Below are 21,268 nucleotides of genomic sequence, written 5' to 3' on the forward strand. Positions count from 1 at the left end.
GGGGCGGGACAGAGCTGGGACGGTAGCCAGAGTCGCCGGAGGGCAGTCGTGACATTTCACAAAGGGCGGTGCCCCTTCGAGGCTGCCGGTCTAGTCCGGCTGCAGCGAACGCCAGATCCGGTCGGGCAGGATCCGCGCGGCCTCGGCGAGATCCATGTCGTACGTGCTGGCGAGCCAGCGATGCGCGGCCTCCGCGACCGGGCCCATGACCAGGACCTCGAGAACGGGTCCTGGAACGGGGGCGATCTCGCCCGCCGTGATCCGCGGGAGCATCCACTCCGCGATGACCGCGAGCTTGGCGGCCTTGGCGGTCCGGATCTGCTCCGCGTGCGCCGCGAGGTATCCGGAGTAGGCGGAAGCGTGCAGGAAGAGCGCGGCGGCCGAGTGCTCCTCGGTGAAGCGCAGATAGGCGGTGACGAGTGCGCGGACTCCGGTCCTCGCGGTGCGTGCGCGGCTCAGCGCGGCGATCATCTCGTCGAACAACTGCTCCATGCAGCGGGTGTACAGCGCGGCGGCGAGTCCGTCGAAGCTGCCGAAGTGGTGGTAGAGGCTGCCCAGGCTGACGCCGCTGGCGGCAGTGACCGCGCTGACGGTGAACCCGGGCTGGCCCGCGGTGGCGTACACCTCGAGTGCGGCGGTCAAAAGCCGGTCGACGGTGACTTCGCCGCGCTGCTGCTTATGCGCCATGGTCCGCCGAGCTTGTGCTGCCACTGTCCGCCATGGCGGTTACCCTATCCCACCCGAACTAGAATACTTATCTAGAAACTTACTCCATAGCCTGCGTGTCGCAGCGCCGGATCCGCCTCGTTGGATGACATGCTGAAACGATCAGTGAAGGTGCTGAAGAAGCTGCGATCACCGGCGACACCTGGACCACGCGAAGGGCAAGTGCGACGTGCTGACCGTGCTGGTGCTGGCCGCGGATCACCGGGCCGGTGACCTGATCCCGCAGATCGAGGCCGTCACCGGTGTGTACGTCATCTCCCAGACGGACGACAGTGTGCTCGCCCTGGCGCGGGCCCGCGCCCTGCTGCCCGACGTCCTGGTCATCGACCTCAGCGCCCGCTTCGCCGGAGACGCCACCGCGGTCATCCACCAGGCGCGCCAGCTCGACCCGCCCTGTCACATCCTGGTCCACGAGGGCGAGGCCGTGGTGGGGACCGTGCTCCCTACCGGCTGGGTCGGACCGGCACCGGCAGGCTCAGCTACGGGACTCGCCCGTACGCTGGCACGGCTGGCCACCGATCCGACTCTGCCGTAGTGAGTCCGGCCCGACTCCGCTACAGGTCCGCGACCCGTACCGAGAGGCCGTAGTCCAGCTCGGCCCCGTCGATCAGGAGTGCCTCGACGGTGCGGGTCGCGGGATCGATGTCGGCCTCCATCCCGTCCCCCGTGTACCGGGGAAACCCGGAGGACCCGGTCTCACCGGTGGCCACCACGACGGCCGAGCGCAGGGCGCCGCGGGCATCGGTCGTACTCTCGCCGTTCCCCGAGAACTCGGGCACCAGCAGGATCTCGAAACGCTGCGGGACTGTGTTCATGCAGGTGACGCTAGACAGGAGTCACGCGCCGCGCATGTCCACCGGCGAGCGGGCGGCCCTGCTCGAAGCGGCTACGGCCGGACGTAGGGCCGGGTCAGGATCTCCAGGTTGTGGCCGTCCGGGTCGGCGAAGTACGCGCCGCGTCCGCCGAACAGGCGGTTGATCCGGCCGGGTTCGGTGTGGTTGGGGTCGGCGTAGTAGGTGACTCCCACCGTCTCCAGGCGGGCGATCATGGCGTCGAACTGCGTGTCGGGCACCAGGAACGCGTAGTGCTGCGACTGGACCGGTTCGGCGCTCATCTCGTAGTAGTCGAGCGTCACGCCGTTGCCGAGGTCGACGGGCAGGAAGGGCCCGAACGGGGCACCGACCTCCAGGCCCAGGATCGCGGCGAGGAACTCCGCCGAAAGACGCCGGTCCTTGGCGAGGACGGCGGTGTGGTTCAACTGGACAGTGGTGACAGGCGCATTGGGGTCGTACGTGTGCTGGGTGTGCGGCATGTGTGGCGTCTCTTCCGGGTCTTGGGATGCACTGGCGGTGCGCCGCGCGGGGTGCTTGTGGGTAAGCCAGGAAGAGAGGTGGCGGGGCTCGTGCCCGCCTCGCGCTCACGCCGAGGCCGGGCGCCTTACTCGTATGTGGCCCAAGGCCGACCCGGCAGTCATGTGAGGGACCTTAACGTCGGGCCGCCGGGCGGGGCAACGGGATTCTCATGATCATGGACCTGCGTCGCCCCTGCGGGACCGCCATCACTTGCGGGCGGGCGTTAGCCTCGTCCAGGACGAAGAGGCAGTGGAAGGGAGACGGGCGTGGCGGATCAACGGCGGCGTGCCCGGCGGCGCGGGCAGGGCGAGCTCGAGGCGCAGGTGTTTTCCGCGCTGCGCGAGGCGGAGGGACCCGCGACCGCGGGCTGGGTGCAGGAGCGGCTCGGCGCGGACCTCGCCTACACGACCGTCGTGACGATCCTGACCCGACTCCTCGACAAGGGCGCGGTGACCCGAGAACGTACGGGCCGCTCCTTCGCGTGGACCCCGTCGTCCGACGAGGCGGGACTCGCGGCGCGCAAGATGCGCAAGGTGCTCGACGGCGAGAGCGACCGGGAGGCGGTCCTCGCCAGCTTCCTCACCGCGCTGCCACCGGGCGACGAACGGCTGCTGCGTGAGCTTCTGCGGCAGGCCGAGACGGGAGCCGGGACAGGAGCCACGACGGAAGCCGAAACAGGAGCCGAAACAGGAGCCGAAACAGGAGCCGAAACAGGAGCCGAAACAGGAGCCGAAACAGGAGCCGAGACGGAGAGGGACGTCTGACGCGTCATGGGGATGTTCGTCCTTCTGCCGCTTGTGCTTCCGCTGACGGCCTGGCCGGTGGCCCGGCTCGCCGAGCAGCGTCTGCACCCACGGACCGCCACCCGGCTGCTCACGGCGGTCGCTGTGGTCATGGCGCTGTGCAGCACCCTGTGTCTGGGCCTCCTGATGGTCGTCGGCACGGCTCAGCTGCCGGGCAACCCGCTGCCGGACGGATGGTCGGACCCGGAGGTGCGGGCTGCCGTGCCGTTCGACGAGGTCGCCGGGCGCCTCGCCATTCCCGGACTGCTCGCCGTGGCCGCGGCGTGCGGCAGGACGCTGTGGCGGCACCGCCAGGTCCGCCGCCGCGCCCACCGCGCCCTCGCCGGTCTGCCCGGCACGGCGGTCGCGGTCCTGCCCGACGACGTGCCCTACGCGTACGCGCTGCCCGGCGGCGCCCGCGACCGGGTCGTGGTCACCACCGCCCTGCTCGACTGCCTCGAAGCCGCCGAGCGCCGTGCCCTGTTCGCCCATGAGCGCGCCCACCTCGCGACCCGGCACCACCGCTGTCTCCTTGCCGTGCAGCTGGCCGCCCGCGCCAATCCGTTCCTGCGCCCGCTGCGTACGGCCGTGTCCTACACGACGGAGCGGTGGGCCGACGAGGACGCCGCCCACGCTGTCGGCGACCGCAGGACCGTCGCCCGCGCGATTGGCAAGGCGGCCCTCCACTCCCGTGGCGCCCCCGTCCCGACCTTCGCCGGACTCGCCGCGCCGGGGCCCGTGCCGCGTCGGGTCGCGGCCCTGCTCGGCCCGGCGCCCGCGGCGCGCAGCTGGCCGTCCCTGTTCACGGCGGTGGGGCTCGCGGCCTGGGCGGCCGCCGCGGGCGCCGCCGCTTCTGCCATGTCGTCCGCGAACTCCGCCGTGACGATGGTCCTCATCCTGCACGCGGCGGCCCCGCTCTAGGCGACCCCGCTCTAGCGGATTCGCTTTGCCCTTCCTTTACAGTGGCTGTAGAAGCAACACAGCTTCCATGCCACCGCCCTCGTACGACACCACGTACGAGTACGAGAAGGAGCCACGGACCCGCAATGGGTGAGCCTCCCAGTACGAACCGTGCCATGTCCCGCCCGCTGTCCGAGCGTGAGGGAACGGGGGTGGCACGGTGACCGAGATCCTGCTTCTGCTGCTCGCCCTGCTCCTCACGCTCGCCTGCGCGCTCTTCGTCGCGGCCGAGTTCTCCCTGACCACCGTCGAGCGCGGTGACCTGGAGCGTGCCGCCGAGGCGGGGGAGCGGGGTGCCGACGGGGCCCTGAAGGCGGTCCGGCGGCTCACTCTCCAGCTGTCCGGCGCCCAGCTCGGCATCACCGTCACCTCGCTGGTGATCGGTATGCTCGCAGAGCCCTCGCTCGCGGCCCTCCTGCGCGGGCCGCTCGAAAGCGCCGGGCTCGGTGGGGCCGCGTCCGCGGTGGCGAGCATCCTCGGAGTGATCGTCTCCACTGTGGTCCTGATGGTCGTCGGCGAGCTGGTGCCGAAGAACTGGGCGATCTCCCGGCCGCTGGCCGTCGCCAAGGTGGTGGCGGCACCGCAGCGCGGATTCACCGCCGCCTTCGGCCCTTTCATCCGGCATCTGAACAACACCGCGAACCACGTCGTACGCCGCTTCGGCCTCGAACCCGCCGAGGAGCTGGCCTCCGCGCGCACCCCCGAGGAGCTGGTCGCCCTCGCCAGGCGCTCGGCCGCCGAGGGTGCTCTGGAGGCGGACTCAGCCGAACTGTTCGTCCGCACCCTGCACTTGAGCGACCTGACGGCGGAGAACGTGATGACCCCGCGCGTGGACGTACGCGCCCTGGAGGCGCACGCCACGGCCGCCGACGCGGCGAACCTCACACATGCCACGGGCCTGTCCCGCTTCCCCGTCTTCCGCGACAGCCTGGACGAGGTGATCGGCACCGTGCACATCCGCGACGTGCTCGCCCTGGCCCCCGGCAAGCGGCAGCTCACCCCCGTCACCGACCTGGCCACCGAGCCCCTGCTCGTGCCCGACAGCCTGCCCGCCGACCGGCTTCTGGAGCGGATGCGGGAGACCCGCACGATGGCCGTCGTCATCGACGAGTACGGCGGCACGGCCGGTGTGGCGACGGTGGAGGACATCGTCGAGGAGGTCGTCGGCGAGGTCCGCGACGAGCACGACCCCGTCGAGATTCCCGACCTGCTGCCCGCACAGGCGGGACCGGACGGCCGCACCGTGTGGGAGGCCGACGGCGGCGTCCGCATCGACCAGCTCGCCGCGATAGGGCTGACCGCTCCCGAAGGGCCGTACGAAACGGTGGCAGGGCTGATCGCCACCCGCCTGTCCCGCATCCCGGCCGAGGGCGACGCCCTCGACCTCGACGGCTGGCGGCTTTCCGTCCTCGCTGTCGAGCACCACCGCGCCGACCGCGTCCGCATCACCGAACCGGCGCTGCTGCCCGCCAGGCCATGGAGGAGGCGCGATGACCACCCTGCAACTCGCCATCGGCGCCCTGACCCTGCTCACCAACGCCTTCTTCGTCGGGGCGGAGTTCGCCCTGATCTCCGTACGCCGCAGCCAGATCGAACCTCGCGCGCAGGCGGGCGACAAGCGCGCCCGCAGCACGCTGTGGGCGCTCCAGCACATCTCCGCGATGCTGGCCACCGCCCAACTGGGCATCACCGTCTCCTCGTTGGTGCTCGGCGCGGTCGCGGAACCCGCCATCGCGCATCTCCTCGAGCCCGGCTTCGAGGCGGTCCACATCCCGCACGCGCTGGTGCACCCGATCGCGTTCGTCATCGCCCTGACGGTGGCGACGTATCTGCACATGCTGATCGGCGAGATGGTCCCCAAGAACATCGCGCTCGCCGCGCCCGCCAGGACCGCCTGCTGCTCGGCCCGCCCCTGGTGGCCCTCACCCGGGCCCTCAAGCCGGTCGTCTTCGGCATCAACGCCTTCGCCAACACCCTCCTGAAGCTGCTCAAGGTGGAACCGAAGGACGAGGTCGACTCCGTCTACACGGACGACCAGCTCGCCCGCATGGTCGTCGATTCCAGCGCGGCCGGGCTCCTTTCCGCGGCGGACGGCGAGCGGCTGCGCGACGCCCTGGAGCTCGGCACCCGGCCGGTCGGCGAGATCCTCGTACCGGCGGCCAAGATGCGCACCGTTGAACACACGGTCACCCCGGCGCACCTGGAACAAGTGGCCGCGGCCGCGGGCTTCTCCCGCTTCCCGGTGACAGGACCGGACGGCACCCTCCTCGGCTACCTGCACATCAAGGACACCCTGGGCGTCGGCGATCGCGACAGGCCCTTCCCGCGCGGCGCCCTGCACGCGGTCACGCGGGTGCACATCGACACCCCGCTCGACGACACCCTCACCGCGCTGCGGGCGGCGGGCAGCCACCTGGCCGCCGTCATCGGCGCGGGCGGCACGGTGCTCGGGTTCGTCACCATGGAGGACGTCCTGTCCGAGCTGGTCGGCCCTTCTCCGGGGGTCCTCAGCTGATTCACAGGGTGGCGCGACTGTACGCGCGGGGGCTCCGGTGGCTAGGGTGCCGGTGATGTTCTACACAGGTGTAGCACCCGCATACGGTGTAAGAAACGGGGCCGCGGGCCCGGGTTCCTCCGGGAGGTCCCGTGAGTGAGCCTGTCCGTTCGATGAACCAAGCCGGTGCGCATCAAGCCGGTGCGCATCAGGCCGGGACGCATCAGGCCGGGACGCTGCGGGTGCCGCTGCCCGCCGCGCGCAGTGCGCCGGCCGCGGCGGCTCCGGCCCCCACCGTGCTGCCGAAGCCGCTGGTCAAGCGGCGGGATTCGTACTTCGACAACGCCAAGTACCTGGCGATCGTGTTGGTCGCGATGGGCCACGCGTGGGAGCCGCTGCGGGGCGACAGCCGGGCCGCGGCCGCGCTCTACATCACCGTCTACAGCTTCCACATGCCGGCGTTCATCGTCATCTCCGGCTACTTCTCGCGCAGTTTCGACGCGAGCCCGGGGCGCCTCAAGCGCCTGGTGACGGGCGTCGCGGTGCCGTACGTCATCTTCGAAGTCGCGTACACCTTCTTCAAGCGCTACGCGGACGACGATCCGACGCAGCCGATCAGCCTGCTCGACCCCTGGTACCTCACCTGGTTCCTGGTCGCGCTCTTCGTCTGGCGGCTCACCACCCCGCTGTGGAAGCTGGTCCGCTGGCCGATTCCGCTCGCGCTCGCCATCGCCGTGCTCGCCTCGGTCTCGCCGGACATCGGCGACGACCTGGACCTGCAACGGGTGCTGCAATTCCTGCCGTTCTTCGTGCTCGGCCTGTGCCTGAAGCCCGAGCACTTCCAGATCGTGCGCCGCCGGGAGGCCAGACTCCTCGCACTGCCCGTCTTCGCGGTGGCTCTGCTGTTCGCGTACTGGGCGGCGCCGCGCATGAACGCGGCCTGGTTCTACCGCCGGGACAGCGCACAGGAGTTGGCCGCGCCCGGCTGGTCCGGGGCCGTGATGACGCTCGGGATGTTCGGCTGCTCGATGGTCCTCGTCGCGTGTTTCTTCGCCTGGATCCCCGGCCGCAGGCTCTGGTTCACCGCACTGGGCGCGGGCACGCTCTACGGCTACCTCCTGCACGGCTTCGTCGCCAAGGGCTCCCGCTTCTGGGACTGGTACGACCTCGACTGGCTGCACACGCCGCTCGGCGAGATCACGGTCACCCTCGGCGCGGCGGCCCTCATCACCGTGCTGTGTACGCCACCGGTGCAGCGGCTCTTCCGGTTCGCGATGGAACCCGAGATGGAGTGGGCGTTCAAGAAGGACGCGAAGGCGGTCGCCCGCGGCCGGGGCGCGCACCGTCGCTGACGGTCGCCTCAGTCCGGCGCGGGCCCGAACCGGCGCCGGTACGCCGAAGGGCTGAGCCCCGTCTCGCGGCGCAGCAGGGCGCGCAGATTGGCGGTGCTGCCGAGGCCGCTGCGCCGGGCGACGACGTCGAGTCCCGACACCCCTCTCTCGATCAACCGGCAGGCCAGAGCGACGCGTTCACCGGTGAGCCAGGCCAGGGGCGTGGTGCCGAGCTCGGCCTGGAAGCGGCGGTGCAGGGTCGCCGGGCTCAGTGCCGCGCGCGCCGCGATGTCGGGTACGGAGAGGGGTGAATCGAGGCGCTCCTGGGCCCAGGCGAGGACCGGGGCCAGGGATTCGTCCGGCACATCGGGGACGGGCCGCTCCACGAACTGCCGCTGGCCGCCGTCCCGGTGAGCGGCGAAGACGAGGCGACGGCTCACCGAGTTGGCCACCTCGGCGCCGTGGTCGCGGCGGACCAGATGCAGTCCGAGATCGAGCGCGGCGGCGCTGCCCGCGGCGGTGAGGATGTCGCCGTCGTCGACGAAGAGCACGTCAGGTTCGAGCGTGACGCCGGGGAAGCGAGCCCGGAAGTCGTCCGCCCACTGCCAGTGCGCGGTCGCCCGGCGTCCGTCGAGCATCCCGGCCTCGGCGAGGGTGAAGGCGCCGCTGCAGAAGCCGACCAGACGTGCGCCTCGGGCCCTCGCCCGGCGCACCGCGTCCAGGACGGCCGGGCGGCGGGGGACCTCGACGTCCGGCCGGTTGGGCACGATCAAGGTGTCCGCCGATTCGGCCGCCTCCAGACCCGCGACTCCCGTGAGCGTGAAGAATCCGTCCCGCATCAGGGTACGGGGCGCGGGCGAGCAGAGGGTGAAGTCGTAGAGGTCGCGGCCGAGTTCGGGCCTGCGCAGGCCGAAGACCTCGGTGGCGCAACCGAGTTCGAAGGGGTTCGAGTTCTCGTCGACGATCACGACGACCCGGTGCGGGCCGGCCGGCGGCCGTGCCCCGGGCCTCTCGGCACCCGGCTGCGAGGATTCTTGCGGCATAAGCTATTTCTACCACTCACGGCTGTACGGGGACACGCCGGATGGTTGACACATGAGCAACGAACCGATCGCCCTCGCCAAGGCCCTGGCCTCCTTCGAAGCCCTGTGGAGCCCCCGCATCGTCAGCCGGGTCAACGACTACGACGTACGCGTCGCCAAGGTCGAGGGCGAACACCTCTGGCACGTCCACGACGACACCGACGAGTTCTTCCTGGTCATCGACGGCGAGCTGCACATCGCCCTCCGCGAGCCCGCGGGCGAACGTACGGTCACGCTCCCCACGGGCTCGGTCTTCACCGTCCCGCGCGGCACCGAACACAAGCCGTACGCGCCGTCCGGCGCCGCGATCCTCCTCTTCGAGCCCACCGGCACCCCGACGGTCGGCGACCGCCACGACGAGATCCCGGACCATGTCGACGTGACGACGGGGCACAGTCTTGACCCCTAGGGCCCCGGAGGCCGAGGTCTGACCGCCATCTCCATGGCGCGACATGCTGGGCAGCGACGCGCGACCGCGGTATGCCGGGAGTTGACCCCTCCGCCTCGAGAGAGCGAGCCAGCCATGTGGACCGCCGGATTCTGGAAGGCCACCGCGGAACGCGCCCTCCGCACCTTCGCGCAGTCGCTCCTCGCCGTCCTGATCGCCGGGGCGACGACCCTCCTGGACGTCGACTGGAAGGCGGCGCTCGCCACCGCGGGGATGGCGACGCTGCTCGCGGTCCTCACGGCCATCGGCGCGGCGAACGTCGGGGCACACGGGCCCGGCATCACGGAGACGCCCACTCTCCCCAAGAGGCGAACCGCGCCCTGAAAGCCTTGACGGGCTAGGGCCCTAGGCCCGCACCACCCGTCCGGCCTCCACCGAAACCCGCTCCCCCCGGAACCGCTCCCGCAGCCGCCGGTCGTGCGACACCACGACCAGCGTGCCCCGGTACCCCGCGAGCGCCTCGTCGAGCTCCTCGACCAGGGCGGGGGAGAGGTGGTTCGTCGGCTCGTCCAGCAGGAGGAGGTCGGCCGGGCGCGTCACCAGGCGCGCGAGCGCCAGGCGGCGGCGCTGCCCCACCGAGAGCCCCTTCACCGGCACGGCCAGGTCCTCCTCGCGGAAGAGCCCGAGGGACAGGAGCGCCTGTGCGTGGTCCTCGGGAAGACCGCCCAGGCCTGCCGCGAAGGCGTCGAGCAGGGGCCGTGCCGTGGACTCGCCCGCTTCGGATCCGATGTACTCGATCTCCTGCGGCAAGTACCCGACACGGGCCGGGAGTTGGACCTCTCCGCGATCCGGGGTGAGCACCCCGGCAAGGACGCCGAGCAGCGTCGACTTGCCCGCGCCGTTCACTCCGGTCACCAAGGTGCGCGAGCCGGGCTCGAGGAGCAGGTGGTCGACCGCGAGGCGCTCGCCCACCGTGACATCCGTCAGCGATGCCGGACGTACGAAGGGGTGGTCGCCGCCCGCCAGGCCCTCACCGGCGGTGAAGCGCAACGGGTCGGGAGGCCGTGGCACCGGCTCCGCGCGCAGTCTGCGCAGGCGCTCGCGCGCGTTGCGTACGACCCCGGAGAGCTGGCCCTCCACCGACCGCTGATGTTTCGCGAAGCGGCTGCTCTCGCTCAGCCGCCAGCCCGTCGAGAGGCGGTCGGCGCCGCCCTCGGCGATCCGCTCCTGGCGCGCCACCTCATCGCTCCACTTCCGGTAGCGCTCCTCCCAGCGCCGCCGGGCCGTGGCGCGCTGCTCCAGATAGCCGTGCCAGCCGCCGCCGAAACGGGCCACGGCCCTGCGGTCGCCGTCGGCCTCGACGATCACCTCGGCGACCCGGTCGAGGAAGACCCGGTCGTGCGTGACGGCGACGACCGTGCCCCGGTGGGCGCGCAGGCGCTCCTCCAGCCAGCCGAGCGCCTGGTCGTCCAGGTGGTTCGTCGGCTCGTCGAGGAGGAGCAGCTCGGGCTGCGGGGCAAGGACACAGGCGAGCGCGAGGCGCGCGGCCTCACCGCCGGAGAGCGATCCGAGCGTGCGGGAACGCGCCAGCTGCGGGACGCCGAGACCGTGCAGCGCCGCATCGAGGCGCGCGTCTGCGCGGTAGCCGTCGCGCGCCTCGAAAGCGGCGACGAGATCTCCGTAGGCGGCGAGTTCGGCCTGCCCTGCCGAGCCGAGTGCGGCCTCCGCCTCCCGGATGCGCCGCTCCAGATCCCGCAGTTCGGCGAGCGCGTCGTCGACCGTGTCCTGCACGGTGGCGTGTGGCGGGAGCCGCAGCGTCTGCGCGAGATACCCCATGCCGCCGTCCGAGACGACGGCCACCTCACCGTCGGCGGGCGCGAACTCGCCCGCCATCAGGCGAAGCAGCGTCGACTTGCCCGAGCCGTTCTCACCGATGACACCGGCCTTCTCGCCCGGCCGCACGGAGAGGGAGGCGCGCTCGATCACCGGCCGCTCGGGATAGCCGTACGACACGTCGCGCAGGACGAGCTGACTCACAGTGCGCTTCCCCCTTCGGTCCGGACTTCGGTTCACATTCCGATCACACGGGCTGACCGAACAGCTCTTGCAGTACGTCCTCCATGGTGACCATCCCGGCCAGCCTGCCGTCCGAGCCGAGCACCGCCGCCACATGCGTACGGCTGCCGCGCATCGCGGTCAGGACGTCGTCGAGCGGCGTGGCCTCGCGGACCTGGGCGATCTTGCGCATGTCGGGCACCCGGAACGGCAGATCGCGCGGCGCCCGGTCGAGCGCGTCCTTGACGTGCAGATAGCCGACGATGCGGCGGCCGTCGTCCACGACGGGGAAGCGCGAGAATCCGGACTCCGCCGAAAGCTGCTCCAACTGCTCCGGCGTCACGCCCACCCGCGCGTAGACCACCCGCTCCAGCGGCAGCACCACATCCCTGACAGGACGGCGGCCCAGCTCAAGGGCGTCGTGCAGCCGCTCCTGGGCGCGGTCGTCGATGAGTCCCGCCTCGCTGGAGTCCTTGACCATCCTGGCCAGGTCGTCGTCCGAGAAGGTCGCGCCGACCTCGTCCTTCACCTCGACCCTGAGCAGCTTCAACAGGCCGTTGGCGAAAGCGTTGATCGCGAAGATGACCGGGCGAAGCGCACGCGCGATCGCGACCAGCGGCGGTCCGAGCAGCAGCGCCGTGCGCACCGGCTCGGCCAGCGAGATGTTCTTGGGGATCATCTCGCCGAGCAGCATGTGCAGATACGTCGCGAGGGCGAGCGCGATGATGAACGAGATCGGGTGGATCAGGCCGTGCGGCATCCCTACCGCGTCGAACAGCGGTTCAAGGAGATGCGCTATCGCGGGCTCGGCGACGATGCCGAGCACCAGGGTGCACAGCGTGATGCCGAGCTGTGCCGCGGCGAGCAGCGCCGACACGTGCTTCAGACCCCACAGCACGCTCTTCGCGCGCCGGTCGCCCTCGTCGGCGTGGGGCTCGATCTGGCTCCTTCGTACGGAGATGAGGGCGAACTCGGCGCCCACGAAGAAGGCGTTGACGACGAGGGTCGCCAGGCCGATCAGCAGCTGGACAGCGATCATCGCTCCTCCTCCGGTTGGTCGTCGTGCAGGGGTGCGTGCAGCAGGACGCGGGCGGCGCGGCGGCCGCGGGCGTCCACGACGTCCAGCCGCCAGCCGCCCACCTCGAGCTGGTCGCCCTCGGCGGGGATGCGGCCCAGCTCGGTCGCGACGAGTCCGGCGAGCGTCTCGTAAGGACCGTCCGGCGCGCGCAGGCCGACACGGGCCAGCTGGTCGGTGCGGGCCGAGCCGTCGGCCGAGTACAGCGTCCGTCCTTCGTCGTCGGTGCCCGCGGCCGCGATGTCGGACGTCTCGTGCGGGTCGTGCTCGTCCCTGACCTCGCCGACGACCTCCTCGACGATGTCCTCCAGGGTCGCGACGCCGGCCGTACCGCCGTACTCGTCGATGACCACGGCCATGGTGCGCTTGCCGGAGAGCCGGTCGAGGAGCCGGTCGACGGTCAGCGACTCCGGAACCAGGAGCGGCTCGCGCATCAGCTCGGAGACGGGGAAGCGGGCCCTGCGCTCGGCGGGGACGGCCAGGACGTCCTTGATGTGGGCGACGCCGACGACGGAGTCGAGATTGCCGCGGTAGACGGGGAAGCGGGACAGGCCCGTGGCGCGGGTGGCGTTCGCGACGTCCTCGCAGGTGGCCATCACGTCCAGGGCCATGACCTGGACGCGCGGCGTCATCACGTTCTCCGCGCTGAGGTCGGCGAGGTTGAGCGTGCGGACGAACAGCTCGGCGGTGTCCGCCTCCAGGGCGCCCTCCTTGGCGGAGTGCCGGGCGAGCGCCACCAGCTCTTTGGGGCTGCGCGCGGAGGCGAGCTCCTCGGTGGGCTCGATGCCGAAGCGGCGCACGGAGCGGTTCGCCGTGTTGTTCAGATGTGCGATGAAGGGGCGGAACAGGGAGCTGAACAGGCGCTGCGGCGTCGCCACCCGCTTGGCGACGGCCAGCGGCGACGAGATCGCCCAGTTCTTGGGGACCAGCTCACCGACGACCATCAGGAAGATCGTCGAAAGGGCCGTGCCGATGACCAGGGCCACCGACGATGCCGCCGATGAGGGGATGCCCATCGAGCGCAGCGGCCCCGCGATCAGCTTGGCGATGGAGGACTCGGAGAGCATACCGACGACCAGGTTGGTGACGGTGATGCCGAGCTGGGCCCCGGAGAGCTGGAAGGTGAGGTTCTTGACGGCCTTGAGGGCGCCGGGGGCGCCGCGCTCGCCGCGTTCGACGGCCCGTTCCAGTTCGCTGCGCTCGACCGTGGTGAGGGAGAACTCCGCCGCGACGAAGACGCCGCAGAGCAGCGAGAGCAGCACCGCCACGAGGAGCAGGAGCACTTCGGTCATCGGGTCACCTCCGTCCCATGATCGGGCAGGGATCGGGGGAATGCGCGATGTCGGGTACTGGGAGGCTCGCCCATGGGCGGACGCTCACACCTTTCGTTGACGTTCGAGTGGTCCGTCCATATTAAAGGATCAGCAAAGTCTGCTCCTGCGGACGTTCTGGAGGCCGCTCACGGCCCCGCCGCGGGCCTTCCGCGGCTCTGGCGCTCACTCGGCGAGATGCTTCACCCAACGGCTCCACTCCGGCTGGCGCGCGTAGCCCGCGGCGAGCCAAGTGTGGTGGGCGGACTCGTTGCGGTCCAGGACCATGGCGTCGCCCCTGCGCCCTCCAAGGCGTACGAAGCGGTCCTCCGCCGCCGCGAGGAGCGCTGAGCCGATGCCCTGGCGCCGGTGGTCCGGGTGCACGGCGAGGCGGTAGAGGTGGCAGCGCCAGCCGTCGAAGCCCGCTATCGCAGTGCCGACGAGGATGCCGTCACGTTCCGCGATGAGCAGAGCTTCGGGGTCGCGCGCGACGAGTCGGGCCACTCCGTCGTGATCGTCGCTGATGCTCGTCCCCTTGGCGGATTCGCGCCAGAACCGCAGCACGGTGTCGATGTCCGATGGGGTCGCGCAGCGGATGTGGAGATCGCTCATGGAGAGATGTAAGCAGTACGCCTGCCTGTCCGGCGAGCGGTTTCCGCTGCCGAGGCCCGTGCCGTCCGAGTGGGGGCTCCTTGGTGCCCGGCCTCGAGCCAGAAGCCGTGTTGAAGACTTTTTCTAGAAAGTAGCTCTAGGAACAGGGGTATGTGGTCCAGACTCTCGATCATGGTCAATCATGAGTCCGAGCCGTCCCCGCAGGGCCCACCGCAGGGCGCCTTCGGCCCGCCCCCGCAAGGCGCCTTCGGCCCGCCCGTCGCCCCGCCGCCCGGTGGCTTCGGCCCGCCGCATCCGTACCCGCCGATATCCGCGCCCACCCCACCTCCGGGCGGAGGAGGTGAGAGACCCAGGCGCCGCACCGCGATCGTCGTCTCCGTCCTTGTCGCGATCGCCCTGATCGTGGGCGGCGGCGTCTGGTACGCCGCATCGGCCGGCGGCTCGAAGGACAAGACCGCGGGCAAGCCGGGAGGCGGCGGGACGAAGGTCGAGTACCTGAAACCCGAGGAGCAGGCCCCGGCGGACCCCAAGGCCTTCTTCAAAACCGAGGCCCTGTTGCCCGAGTTGCCCAAGGGACAGAACACCTGGCCGTCCCAGGGGTCCTGGCTCACCGACAAGGTGTACGCGAAGGCCTCGGTCAGCAAGATCGTCGGCGTCGATGCCACCACGGGAAAGCGAGTGTGGGACCTGCCGAAGCCCGGCGCATCGTGCGCGGGCTCCCCGGACCTGGGCAAGGACGGCATCGCCGTGGTGGTCACCGGGTCCACCGTGGCGGACAGCCGGGGCTTCCGTGCTCCGTGCACCGAGGTCACCGCGTTCGACGTCGACAGCGGCGAGGACCTCTGGACCAAGTCGGTCACCACCGGTTCCCAGAAGGAGAAGACGGCGTTCAACCAGGTCACCATCAGCGGTGACACGGTCGCCGTCGGCGGCCTGTACGGCGGCGCGGCGTTCGACCTGCGCACCGGCAGGGTGCTGTGGGAGCCGCAGCAGGGGGAGCAGTGCAGGGACATCGGGTACGGGGGCGGCGCGCAGTTGGTGGCCGTGCGTTCCTGCGGCGATTTCGGCTCGGAGCGGTACCGGGTCGAGATCCTCGATCCGGCCACAGGGAAGTCGACGTGGAGCGCCAAGCTGCCCGAGGGTGTCAACAAGCCCAGCGTGGTCTCCAGCAAGCCGGTTGTGGTCGCCCTCGACTCCGGTGAGGTCACCGGATCGGGCGCCACGGATGTCTTCGCGTACGACGAGCGCAGCGACCGGCGCACGAGGATCGCGCTGCCGGACGGCAAGTACCTGCACCACTGCGGCACCGAGTCCATCATCCAGGACTGCCGGGGCATCGTGGTCGGCAACGGCAGGCTGTACGTCCCGACCAAGCAGCGCGACGCGTCCGAGGCGAGCGGGGACGTCTATACGAACGAGATCGTGGTCTTCTCCCTGGCCACCGGGAAGACCACCGGACAGAAGGTGGACGCGGCCGGGAGCTCTCCCGTCTTCCCGATCCGTATGGACGGCGGGAACCTGCTCGTCTACAAGAGCGCCCCGTATGCGCAGGTGGTCTCCCTCGACGGCAGGACGCTGAAGAAGGAGACCCTGCTGCTCGACGCCCGCACCCGGCCCAGCACGCTCGCGCCCTTGCGCGAGGAACTGCGTTTCACCCACAACAAGTTGTTCATCAGCTCCGAACTGCTCGCCCGGCCGTCGACGAAGGGCAAGAAGACGATCATGATGTACGGATTCGCCGCCAAGTAGGGCGCGGGCAGGACCTCACTCGCCGCGCAGCTCCTCCATGACGGGGCCGAACGCCTCGAGGTACGGCTCGAGGACGGTGATGTACGAGAAGCCGTACCGCTCCCGCTGGGCGCGCAGTTGGCCGGCGATCTGCCGGACGGTGCCGATCAGCAGGAGCGGCAGGCCGAGCGCCTCGTCCTCGGTGAGATGCGGGATGTGTTCGAGGACCGGCCGGATCGCTGCCCGGCGGTCGTCGGTCACTTGGATCAGCTGGATCAGGAGGTTCAGCTCGGCCGGTTCGGGGCGGTCTGCGGCGAAGCTCCGGTAGGCGGCGATCCGTTCGTCGAGCTCCTCGGGCGTGAGGTGGATCAGCCTCCCGCTGGTGTCGCCCGGGGGCGACTTGGCGCCGGTGAACGCCGCGATGTCCGCGTGCTCGGCGGTCAGCTTCAGCATACGGTCGCCGTTGCCGCCGACCAGGAGCGGCGGGCGGGGCTGCTGCACGGGCTGTGGCTGGTGCTCCTCGGAGCCGAGCAGCCTGTCCAACTCCTCGATCGTGCGCCGGAGATGGCTCACCCGCTCGCCGGGCGTCCCCCACGGCAGACCGGCCGCGTCGTGCTCCGGTTTGACGTACCCCGTGCCGAGGCCGAGTTCCAGGCGCCCGCCCGTGAGCGCGTCCGTGGTCGCTACCTCGCGGGCGAGCAGTGTGGGGTTCCAGAACCCGGCGTTCAGGACGAACGTGCCGACGCGGGGCCGCTCGGTGGCCTCGGCCGCGGCGACCAGCGCGGGGAACGGGGCGGGCATGCCGAGATGGTCGGCGACCAGGATGACGTCGTAGCCGAGCTCCTCGGCGCGGCGGCACTTCTTGCGCCACTCGTCGCCGGTGGAGGGGGCGACCATGTTGACGCCGAAACGGAACGGGCGAACCATGAACTCTCCTCGTACGCATGGACAGTTGGGCACAGTGGCCCCAGTCCATCACTCGTGCGCGATGGCCGCCAGCACATTCATGCGCGATGCACGCAGCGCGGGAAGCAGCGCCGCAGCGAGGCCGACGACCACCGAGCCGATCACCACCGCGATCACCGTCGTCCAGGGGATCGCGAACGCCGTCATCCCCTGCAGCGCGAGCACCTGCTGCGCCGCGACGCCCCACACCAGGCCGAGCGCCAGCCCGAGCAGCGCGCCGAACACCGCGATCACCACCGACTCCAGACGGATCATCCGGCGCAGCTGCCGCCGGGCGAGCCCGATGGCGCGCAGCAGGCCGATCTCCCGGGTGCGCTCGACGACCGACAGGGCAAGGGTGTTGACCACGCCGAGCACGGCGATGATGATCGCCAGGCCGAGCAGTGCGTAGACCAGGTAGAGCATCACGGCGATCTGCTGGCGGATGAGATCCTTGTAGTCGGCCTGGTCGCGGACCTGCACCTGCGGATACGGGTCGAGCGTCTTCTCGAGCCGGTCGCGCAGCGTGTCGGGATCCGTGCCCGACGCCGCGTTCACGTACAGCGCGGAGTCCTGGCCGCCCGGCACGAACTTCTCGACCGTCTCCATGCCGAAGAAGAGCCCGCCCTCGACGCCGAACCCCTCGGCCCCCGGCTGGTCGGTGAGCGCGCCCACCGTCAGCTCGGTCCTGCGCCCGCCCTGGAATTCGACCGCCAGCTTCGAGCCCATCCGTGCCTTGTGGTCCTTCGCGAAGTCCCGCTGCATGGCGATGCTGCCGGGCGCGAGCGCCTGACGAGTGCCGCCTGCCACGTACGTGACGCGAGCGACGTCGTCGAGCCGCGGGTCGTAGCCCGCCGCGGTCGTCTCCACGTCCTTGCCGTCCGGCATCGACACCTTCACGGGCGCGAACCGCTGGCGCACGACGAGCCCGGCGCCCTCGGTGTCCTTCACCTTTCCGGTGACCTCCTGCGAGAACGGGATGAAGTTGCTGTTCTGTACGACGAAGTCGGCGCCGAGAGTCTTGTCGATCTGCTCGTCGAACGACTTGGTCATCGAAGCGCTCGCCACCGACATGCCGCTCACCAGGGCGAGGCCCACCATCAGCGCGGCGGCCGTGGCGCCCGTGCGGCGCGGGTTGCGCAGGGCGTTGCGCTGGCTCATCCGGCCGACCGAGCCGAACACGGCGGGGAACGCGCCGCCGAGCACCCGGATCACCGGGCGCACCAGGAGCGGTCCCGCGATCACGGTGGCGATCAGGGTGAGGACGAGACCGAGGCCGAGCAGGGACGCGGCCGACGACGTCTTCTCCGCGGTGGCGCAGCCCACGAGTGCGGCGGCCCCGGCCGCGGCGACGACCGAGCCGACCGCCGCGCGGACCTTCAACGGCCGCCCCACGCCCGCGATCTCGGCATCCGCGAGCGCCGCCATCGGCGAGACCTGGGCCGCGCGCCGAGCCGGGAGATACGCCGCCACGAACGTGACGCCGACCCCGACGACGTACGAGGCGACGGGAGTTCCCCACCCGATGACCATCTCGGTGGACTTCAGATTCATCCCGAGCAGGCCCATCAGCTCGATGAGCCCGGCCGCGAGCCCGATCCCCACCGCGAGGCCCACCGTCGAGCCGACCACGCCGAGCAGGACCGCCTCGGTGAGCACCGAGCGGCGGACCTGCCTGCGGTCGGCGCCGAGCGCACGCAGCAGGCCCAGTTCGCGGGTGCGCTGCGCGATCAGCATCGAGAAGGTGTTGACGATCAGGAAGATGCCGACCAGGACGGCGATCCCGGCGAAGCCGAGCATCACGTACTTGATGACGTCCAGGAAACCGCCGAGGTCGGACGCCGCCGATTCGGCCTGCTCGTCGGCGGTCTTCAGGTCGTAGCCGGAACCGAGTTCGGTGGCGATACGGCGCTTGAGCTCGGTGTCGCTCACGCCGGATGCGGCGTCCACCGAGATGCCTGTCGCCGCGCTCTCGCTGCCCAGGAGTTCACGCTGGGCGGTCGGGGTGTCCAGGAAGACCAGGGCCGCGCCGGGGTTGGTGGTGGTGAAGGTGACGATGCCGACGATCTCGACCTTGAACGAGCCCGGCGCGGCGAGCACCGTGAGGGTGTCGCCGATCTTCACGTCCTTCTTGTCGGCCGTGTCCGCGTCGAGCAGCGCCTGGCCCTTGCCGTGCGGGGCGTGACCCGAGGTGAGTTCGACGGGACTGCGGTCGGTGACCTGCCAGTTGGTGGCGATGGTGGGGGCCCCGGTGGTGGGGCCCACGGAGTCGTTCTCGCTGTCGACGACGGTGATGTTCTCGACGGCCGCGTCGACACGGGTCTTTTCGACGCCCTCGACCTTGCCGACGCGGTCGGCGAGCTTCGCGGGGATGGTCGGTGTCTGCCCCGACGGCACCGCCTCGTCGAGGTTCTCCTTCGGCTCGACGGTCACATCGGCGGACGTCGAGGCGAAGAGCCGGTCGAAGGTGCGGGCCACGGTGTCCGAGAAGATGAGGCTGCCCGCGACGAACGCCACCGAAAGGATCACGGCGAGGGCGGAGAGCAGCAGCCTGCCCTTGTGCGCGAGGAAGCTCCTGAGTGTCGCCTTCAGCATGGCCGCGGACCGCCTCAGCCCTGGTCCGGCTTGCTGTCGACGCCCTGACCGGTGTCGGCTTCGGCCTGGCTCTCCTGCGGCTGAGCGTGGATCACGTCGAATCGTTTGAGGCGTTCGAGGACGGATTCCGCCGTCGGGCGCGGCATCTCGTCGACGATCCGGCCGTCGGCGAGGAAGAGCACCAGATCGGCGTGGGCGGCAGCCCCCGGGTCATGGGTCACCATGACGACGGTCTGCTCCAGCTTGTCGACGGCGTCCCGCAGGAAGCCGAGCACTTCGAGGCCCGCGCGCGAGTCGAGGTTGCCGGTCGGTTCGTCCGCGAATATCAGCTCGGGGCGCGACGCGAGCGCCCGCGCGCAGGCCACGCGCTGCTGCTGGCCGCCGGAGAGCTCGGCGGGCCGGTGCTTGAGGCGGTCGCGCAGGCCGAGCGCGTCGATGACGTACTCCAGCCACTCGCGGTCCGGGCGCTGGCCCGCGATGTCCATCGGCAGCGTGATGTTCTCGACGGCGTTCAGGGTGGGGATGAGGTTGAAGGACTGGAACATGAACCCGATGCGGTCGCGCCGCAGCTGTGTCAGTTCCCGCTCCTTGAGCCCCGTGATCTCGGTGTCGCCGAGCCACACCTGACCTGCCGAGACCGTGTCGAGCCCGGCCAGCAGATGCATGAGCGTGGACTTCCCCGAGCCGGACGGGCCCATGACCGCGGTGAAACGGTTGCGTGCGATGTCCACGTCGACCGCGTCGAGGGCGAGTACAGCCGTCTCGCCCGAGCCGTACGCCTTGGTCAGAGCGCGGGCGCGCGCGGCGACCTCGGAGGGCTCCGCAAGGCCTGTGGCCGGTGCCGAAGCAGGTGTGGACAAGGCCGCCTCCTGGGTCGTGGCCGTTCCAACTCCCTTAATCCTGCCGAGAGTAGAGGGTCGGGGCGGGTGTCGGTATCCCTCCAAGGTCGCGAACCGGAGACGCATGTAAGGGGCACCGGCCTGGTGCTCGCCCGGTCCTCGCCCGGTCCTTCCGTGCGCCCCTGCGCCCTCCCGTGCCCTCTTGTCGGTGCTAGCGCCACGGCGCTAGCTTGAAAGCATGGCGAAGACCCAGCTGAACGTACGGGTGGACGAAGGCACCGCCCGCGCCGCGCGTGAGCGCGCCCTCGCCCGCGGGATGAGCGTGAACCGCTACATCGAGGAGCTGGTCAAACAGGACGCCGGCGAAATCGGTCACACCTTTGTCGAGGCCGCGGCCGACTTCATGAAGCAGTACGAATCCGTCTTCGCCGAAGAGTTCGGTGCCGAGCGCGAGGGTCGTCGTTGAGCCCTTGAACCTCAGAATCGATCTTGCCTGGCTCTTGATGGTGGCCGAACACAAGACGCCCGGAGACCCGCAGGTCACCGACTGGGGTGCCCTGGTGGCCGCCGTCAGCCGGCACGAGGCGGAGATATTCGGCGTGCCCGTCTACGAGAGCCCGCACGACCGTGCCGCCGCCCTGCTCCAGGTCCTCCTGCACATCCCCGCCCTCGAGCGCTCGAACGCCCTCTTCGCGTCGTCCGCCGCCTACGCCTATCTGGTCGCCAGCGGCCAGAAGGTCGTCACCTCGCCCGAGCAGGTGCGCAATCTGGCCCGCCTGGTGAAGAAGGACGGGGTGGGCGTGCACGCCATCGCCGACGAACTGCGGAAGTGGAGCCTGTAGGTCCGGGGGAGACACCGCTCGGCCGGGTCTCAGAGGGCGGTTCGTGAGTTGATGTCTGTTGCGGACTTGGTTAGTGCTTCTTGCTGAAGGTGCCGGGCTCGGTCTCGGTGAGGATTCCTAGTGTGACCAGGCGTTTCATCTTGGCTCGGGTG

20 protein-coding genes and 2 pseudogenes are annotated in these 21,268 nt (G+C 70.5%); 11 read left to right on the forward strand and 11 right to left on the reverse strand.

From position 1 onward, the window contains the following. Window positions 1-90 precede the first annotated feature (90 nt). The gene (locus ACGFSB_RS32155; protein WP_393406548.1) at window positions 91-687 is read right to left on the reverse strand and encodes a TetR/AcrR family transcriptional regulator; all 597 of its coding nucleotides are present in this window, start codon (window positions 685-687) and stop codon (window positions 91-93) included. Between the two features lie 208 nt (window positions 688-895). Here ACGFSB_RS32155 and ACGFSB_RS32160 point away from each other — a divergent pair, with 208 nt between their 5' ends. Then, entirely contained in the window at window positions 896-1,261 is a 366-nt protein-coding gene (locus ACGFSB_RS32160) for a hypothetical protein (RefSeq protein WP_393406550.1), read from the forward strand. A 19-nt stretch (window positions 1,262-1,280) separates the two neighbouring features. Here the strand turns inward: ACGFSB_RS32160 and ACGFSB_RS32165 are convergent, their stop codons facing one another. Together ACGFSB_RS32165 and ACGFSB_RS32170 are read right to left on the reverse strand one after the other, a co-directional pair. Continuing rightward, window positions 1,281-1,541 carry a hypothetical protein gene (locus tag ACGFSB_RS32165; protein ID WP_393406552.1) on the reverse strand — a complete coding sequence of 87 codons (261 nt, stop codon included), beginning with the start codon at window positions 1,539-1,541 and terminating at the stop codon, window positions 1,281-1,283. A 71-nt stretch (window positions 1,542-1,612) separates the two neighbouring features. Then, on the reverse strand, window positions 1,613-2,038 hold the full coding sequence (locus tag ACGFSB_RS32170; protein WP_393406554.1) for a VOC family protein: 426 nt from the start codon (window positions 2,036-2,038) through the stop codon (window positions 1,613-1,615). A gap of 306 nt (window positions 2,039-2,344) precedes the next feature. On the opposite strand from ACGFSB_RS32170, the gene ACGFSB_RS32175 reads away from it, so the two are divergent. The 5 genes and pseudogenes from ACGFSB_RS32175 to ACGFSB_RS32195 all read left to right on the forward strand — a co-directional run bounded on the left by ACGFSB_RS32175 (window position 2,345) and on the right by ACGFSB_RS32195 (window position 7,666). Further along, window positions 2,345-2,842 carry a BlaI/MecI/CopY family transcriptional regulator gene (locus ACGFSB_RS32175; protein WP_393406557.1) on the forward strand — a complete coding sequence of 166 codons (498 nt, stop codon included), beginning with the start codon at window positions 2,345-2,347 and terminating at the stop codon, window positions 2,840-2,842. A gap of 6 nt (window positions 2,843-2,848) precedes the next feature. After that, a complete protein-coding gene (locus tag ACGFSB_RS32180; RefSeq protein WP_393406560.1) occupies window positions 2,849-3,781 on the forward strand; it encodes a M56 family metallopeptidase in 933 nt (310 codons plus the stop codon). Window positions 3,782-3,980: 199 nt separating this feature from the next. After that, a pseudogene (locus ACGFSB_RS32185) lies at window positions 3,981-5,282 on the forward strand (hemolysin family protein); the annotation flags it as partial. A gap of 28 nt (window positions 5,283-5,310) precedes the next feature. Next, window positions 5,311-6,335, forward strand: a pseudogene (locus ACGFSB_RS32190) (hemolysin family protein). A 152-nt stretch (window positions 6,336-6,487) separates the two neighbouring features. After that, window positions 6,488-7,666, forward strand: coding sequence for an acyltransferase family protein (locus ACGFSB_RS32195; protein WP_393406610.1), 1,179 nt, complete (start codon window positions 6,488-6,490; stop codon window positions 7,664-7,666). An 8-nt stretch (window positions 7,667-7,674) separates the two neighbouring features. On the opposite strand, the gene ACGFSB_RS32200 is transcribed toward ACGFSB_RS32195, so the two are convergent. Continuing rightward, a complete protein-coding gene (locus tag ACGFSB_RS32200; RefSeq protein ID WP_393406562.1) occupies window positions 7,675-8,688 on the reverse strand; it encodes a GlxA family transcriptional regulator in 1,014 nt (337 codons plus the stop codon). Window positions 8,689-8,740: 52 nt separating this feature from the next. Between ACGFSB_RS32200 and ACGFSB_RS32205 the strand changes: the two genes are divergently transcribed. Both ACGFSB_RS32205 and ACGFSB_RS32210 read left to right on the forward strand, forming a co-directional pair. Continuing rightward, window positions 8,741-9,136: a cupin domain-containing protein gene (locus ACGFSB_RS32205; RefSeq protein ID WP_393406564.1), complete on the forward strand. Its 396-nt coding sequence runs from the start codon at window positions 8,741-8,743 to the stop codon at window positions 9,134-9,136. 114 nt (window positions 9,137-9,250) lie between these two features. Next, on the forward strand, window positions 9,251-9,499 hold the full coding sequence (locus ACGFSB_RS32210) for a holin (protein WP_393406567.1): 249 nt from the start codon (window positions 9,251-9,253) through the stop codon (window positions 9,497-9,499). A 21-nt stretch (window positions 9,500-9,520) separates the two neighbouring features. Here ACGFSB_RS32210 and ACGFSB_RS32215 read toward each other — a convergent pair whose 3' ends face one another. The 4 genes from ACGFSB_RS32215 to ACGFSB_RS32230 form a co-directional block, all read right to left on the reverse strand. Beyond that, a complete protein-coding gene (locus ACGFSB_RS32215; RefSeq protein ID WP_393406570.1) occupies window positions 9,521-11,188 on the reverse strand; it encodes an ABC-F family ATP-binding cassette domain-containing protein in 1,668 nt (555 codons plus the stop codon). Between the two features lie 7 nt (window positions 11,189-11,195). Continuing rightward, window positions 11,196-12,209 carry a hemolysin family protein gene (locus ACGFSB_RS32220; RefSeq protein WP_393406572.1) on the reverse strand — a complete coding sequence of 338 codons (1,014 nt, stop codon included), beginning with the start codon at window positions 12,207-12,209 and terminating at the stop codon, window positions 11,196-11,198. Continuing rightward, on the reverse strand, window positions 12,206-13,537 hold the full coding sequence (locus ACGFSB_RS32225) for a hemolysin family protein (RefSeq protein WP_393406574.1): 1,332 nt from the start codon (window positions 13,535-13,537) through the stop codon (window positions 12,206-12,208). Before ACGFSB_RS32225 ends, ACGFSB_RS32220 begins: the two co-directional genes overlap by 4 nt. Window positions 13,538-13,741: 204 nt before the next feature. Continuing rightward, the gene (locus tag ACGFSB_RS32230) at window positions 13,742-14,167 is read right to left on the reverse strand and encodes a GNAT family N-acetyltransferase (protein ID WP_393406576.1); all 426 of its coding nucleotides are present in this window, start codon (window positions 14,165-14,167) and stop codon (window positions 13,742-13,744) included. A 171-nt stretch (window positions 14,168-14,338) separates the two neighbouring features. On the opposite strand from ACGFSB_RS32230, the gene ACGFSB_RS32235 reads away from it, so the two are divergent. After that, entirely contained in the window at window positions 14,339-15,916 is a 1,578-nt protein-coding gene (locus ACGFSB_RS32235) for a PQQ-binding-like beta-propeller repeat protein (RefSeq protein WP_393406579.1), read from the forward strand. 15 nt (window positions 15,917-15,931) lie between these two features. On the opposite strand, the gene ACGFSB_RS32240 is transcribed toward ACGFSB_RS32235, so the two are convergent. Genes ACGFSB_RS32240 through ACGFSB_RS32250 form a run of 3 tightly spaced genes read right to left on the reverse strand, consistent with a single transcriptional unit; the run spans window position 15,932 to window position 20,295 of the window. After that, window positions 15,932-16,822, reverse strand: a complete 891-nt coding sequence (locus ACGFSB_RS32240; RefSeq protein WP_393406581.1) for an LLM class F420-dependent oxidoreductase — start codon at window positions 16,820-16,822, stop codon at window positions 15,932-15,934. 48 nt (window positions 16,823-16,870) lie between these two features. After that, window positions 16,871-19,435 (reverse strand): ABC transporter permease, encoded by a 2,565-nt coding sequence (locus ACGFSB_RS32245; protein WP_393406584.1) that lies wholly within the window; start codon window positions 19,433-19,435, stop codon window positions 16,871-16,873. A gap of 14 nt (window positions 19,436-19,449) precedes the next feature. Then, window positions 19,450-20,295 carry an ABC transporter ATP-binding protein gene (locus ACGFSB_RS32250; protein WP_393406587.1) on the reverse strand — a complete coding sequence of 282 codons (846 nt, stop codon included), beginning with the start codon at window positions 20,293-20,295 and terminating at the stop codon, window positions 19,450-19,452. A 217-nt stretch (window positions 20,296-20,512) separates the two neighbouring features. Between ACGFSB_RS32250 and ACGFSB_RS32255 the strand changes: the two genes are divergently transcribed. Then, the gene (locus tag ACGFSB_RS32255) at window positions 20,513-20,740 is read left to right on the forward strand and encodes an antitoxin (protein ID WP_160509171.1); all 228 of its coding nucleotides are present in this window, start codon (window positions 20,513-20,515) and stop codon (window positions 20,738-20,740) included. A gap of 4 nt (window positions 20,741-20,744) precedes the next feature. Beyond that, complete coding sequence (locus ACGFSB_RS32260; protein WP_393406589.1) at window positions 20,745-21,116, forward strand: fic family toxin-antitoxin system, toxin component; 372 nt, start codon at window positions 20,745-20,747, stop codon at window positions 21,114-21,116. Window positions 21,117-21,268: the final 152 nt, after the last annotated feature.

Origin of the sequence: Streptomyces sp. NPDC048441 (assembly GCF_043200235.1) — a bacterium.
Lineage (GTDB): Bacteria > Actinomycetota > Actinomycetes > Streptomycetales > Streptomycetaceae > Streptomyces.

Bases quoted from the DNA above. Each gene is read 5' to 3' on its own strand.
- ACGFSB_RS32155 (WP_393406548.1), bottom strand. From the start codon at position 687: ATGGCGCATAAGCAGCAGCGCGGCGAAGTCACCGTCGACCGGCTTTTG.
- ACGFSB_RS32165 (WP_393406552.1), bottom strand. From the start codon at position 1,541: ATGAACACAGTCCCGCAGCGTTTCGAGATCCTGCTGGTGCCCGAGTTC.
- ACGFSB_RS32170 (WP_393406554.1), bottom strand. From the start codon at position 2,038: ATGCCGCACACCCAGCACACGTACGACCCCAATGCGCCTGTCACCACT.
- ACGFSB_RS32180 (WP_393406560.1), top strand. From the start codon at position 2,849: ATGGGGATGTTCGTCCTTCTGCCGCTTGTGCTTCCGCTGACGGCCTGG.
- ACGFSB_RS32195 (WP_393406610.1), top strand. From the start codon at position 6,488: ATGAACCAAGCCGGTGCGCATCAAGCCGGTGCGCATCAGGCCGGGACG.
- ACGFSB_RS32200 (WP_393406562.1), bottom strand. From the start codon at position 8,688: ATGCCGCAAGAATCCTCGCAGCCGGGTGCCGAGAGGCCCGGGGCACGG.
- ACGFSB_RS32205 (WP_393406564.1), top strand. From the start codon at position 8,741: ATGAGCAACGAACCGATCGCCCTCGCCAAGGCCCTGGCCTCCTTCGAA.
- ACGFSB_RS32210 (WP_393406567.1), top strand. From the start codon at position 9,251: ATGTGGACCGCCGGATTCTGGAAGGCCACCGCGGAACGCGCCCTCCGC.
- ACGFSB_RS32220 (WP_393406572.1), bottom strand. From the start codon at position 12,209: ATGATCGCTGTCCAGCTGCTGATCGGCCTGGCGACCCTCGTCGTCAAC.
- ACGFSB_RS32225 (WP_393406574.1), bottom strand. From the start codon at position 13,537: ATGACCGAAGTGCTCCTGCTCCTCGTGGCGGTGCTGCTCTCGCTGCTC.
- ACGFSB_RS32230 (WP_393406576.1), bottom strand. From the start codon at position 14,167: ATGAGCGATCTCCACATCCGCTGCGCGACCCCATCGGACATCGACACC.
- ACGFSB_RS32235 (WP_393406579.1), top strand. From the start codon at position 14,339: ATGGTCAATCATGAGTCCGAGCCGTCCCCGCAGGGCCCACCGCAGGGC.
- ACGFSB_RS32240 (WP_393406581.1), bottom strand. From the start codon at position 16,822: ATGGTTCGCCCGTTCCGTTTCGGCGTCAACATGGTCGCCCCCTCCACC.
- ACGFSB_RS32245 (WP_393406584.1), bottom strand. From the start codon at position 19,435: ATGCTGAAGGCGACACTCAGGAGCTTCCTCGCGCACAAGGGCAGGCTG.
- ACGFSB_RS32255 (WP_160509171.1), top strand. From the start codon at position 20,513: ATGGCGAAGACCCAGCTGAACGTACGGGTGGACGAAGGCACCGCCCGC.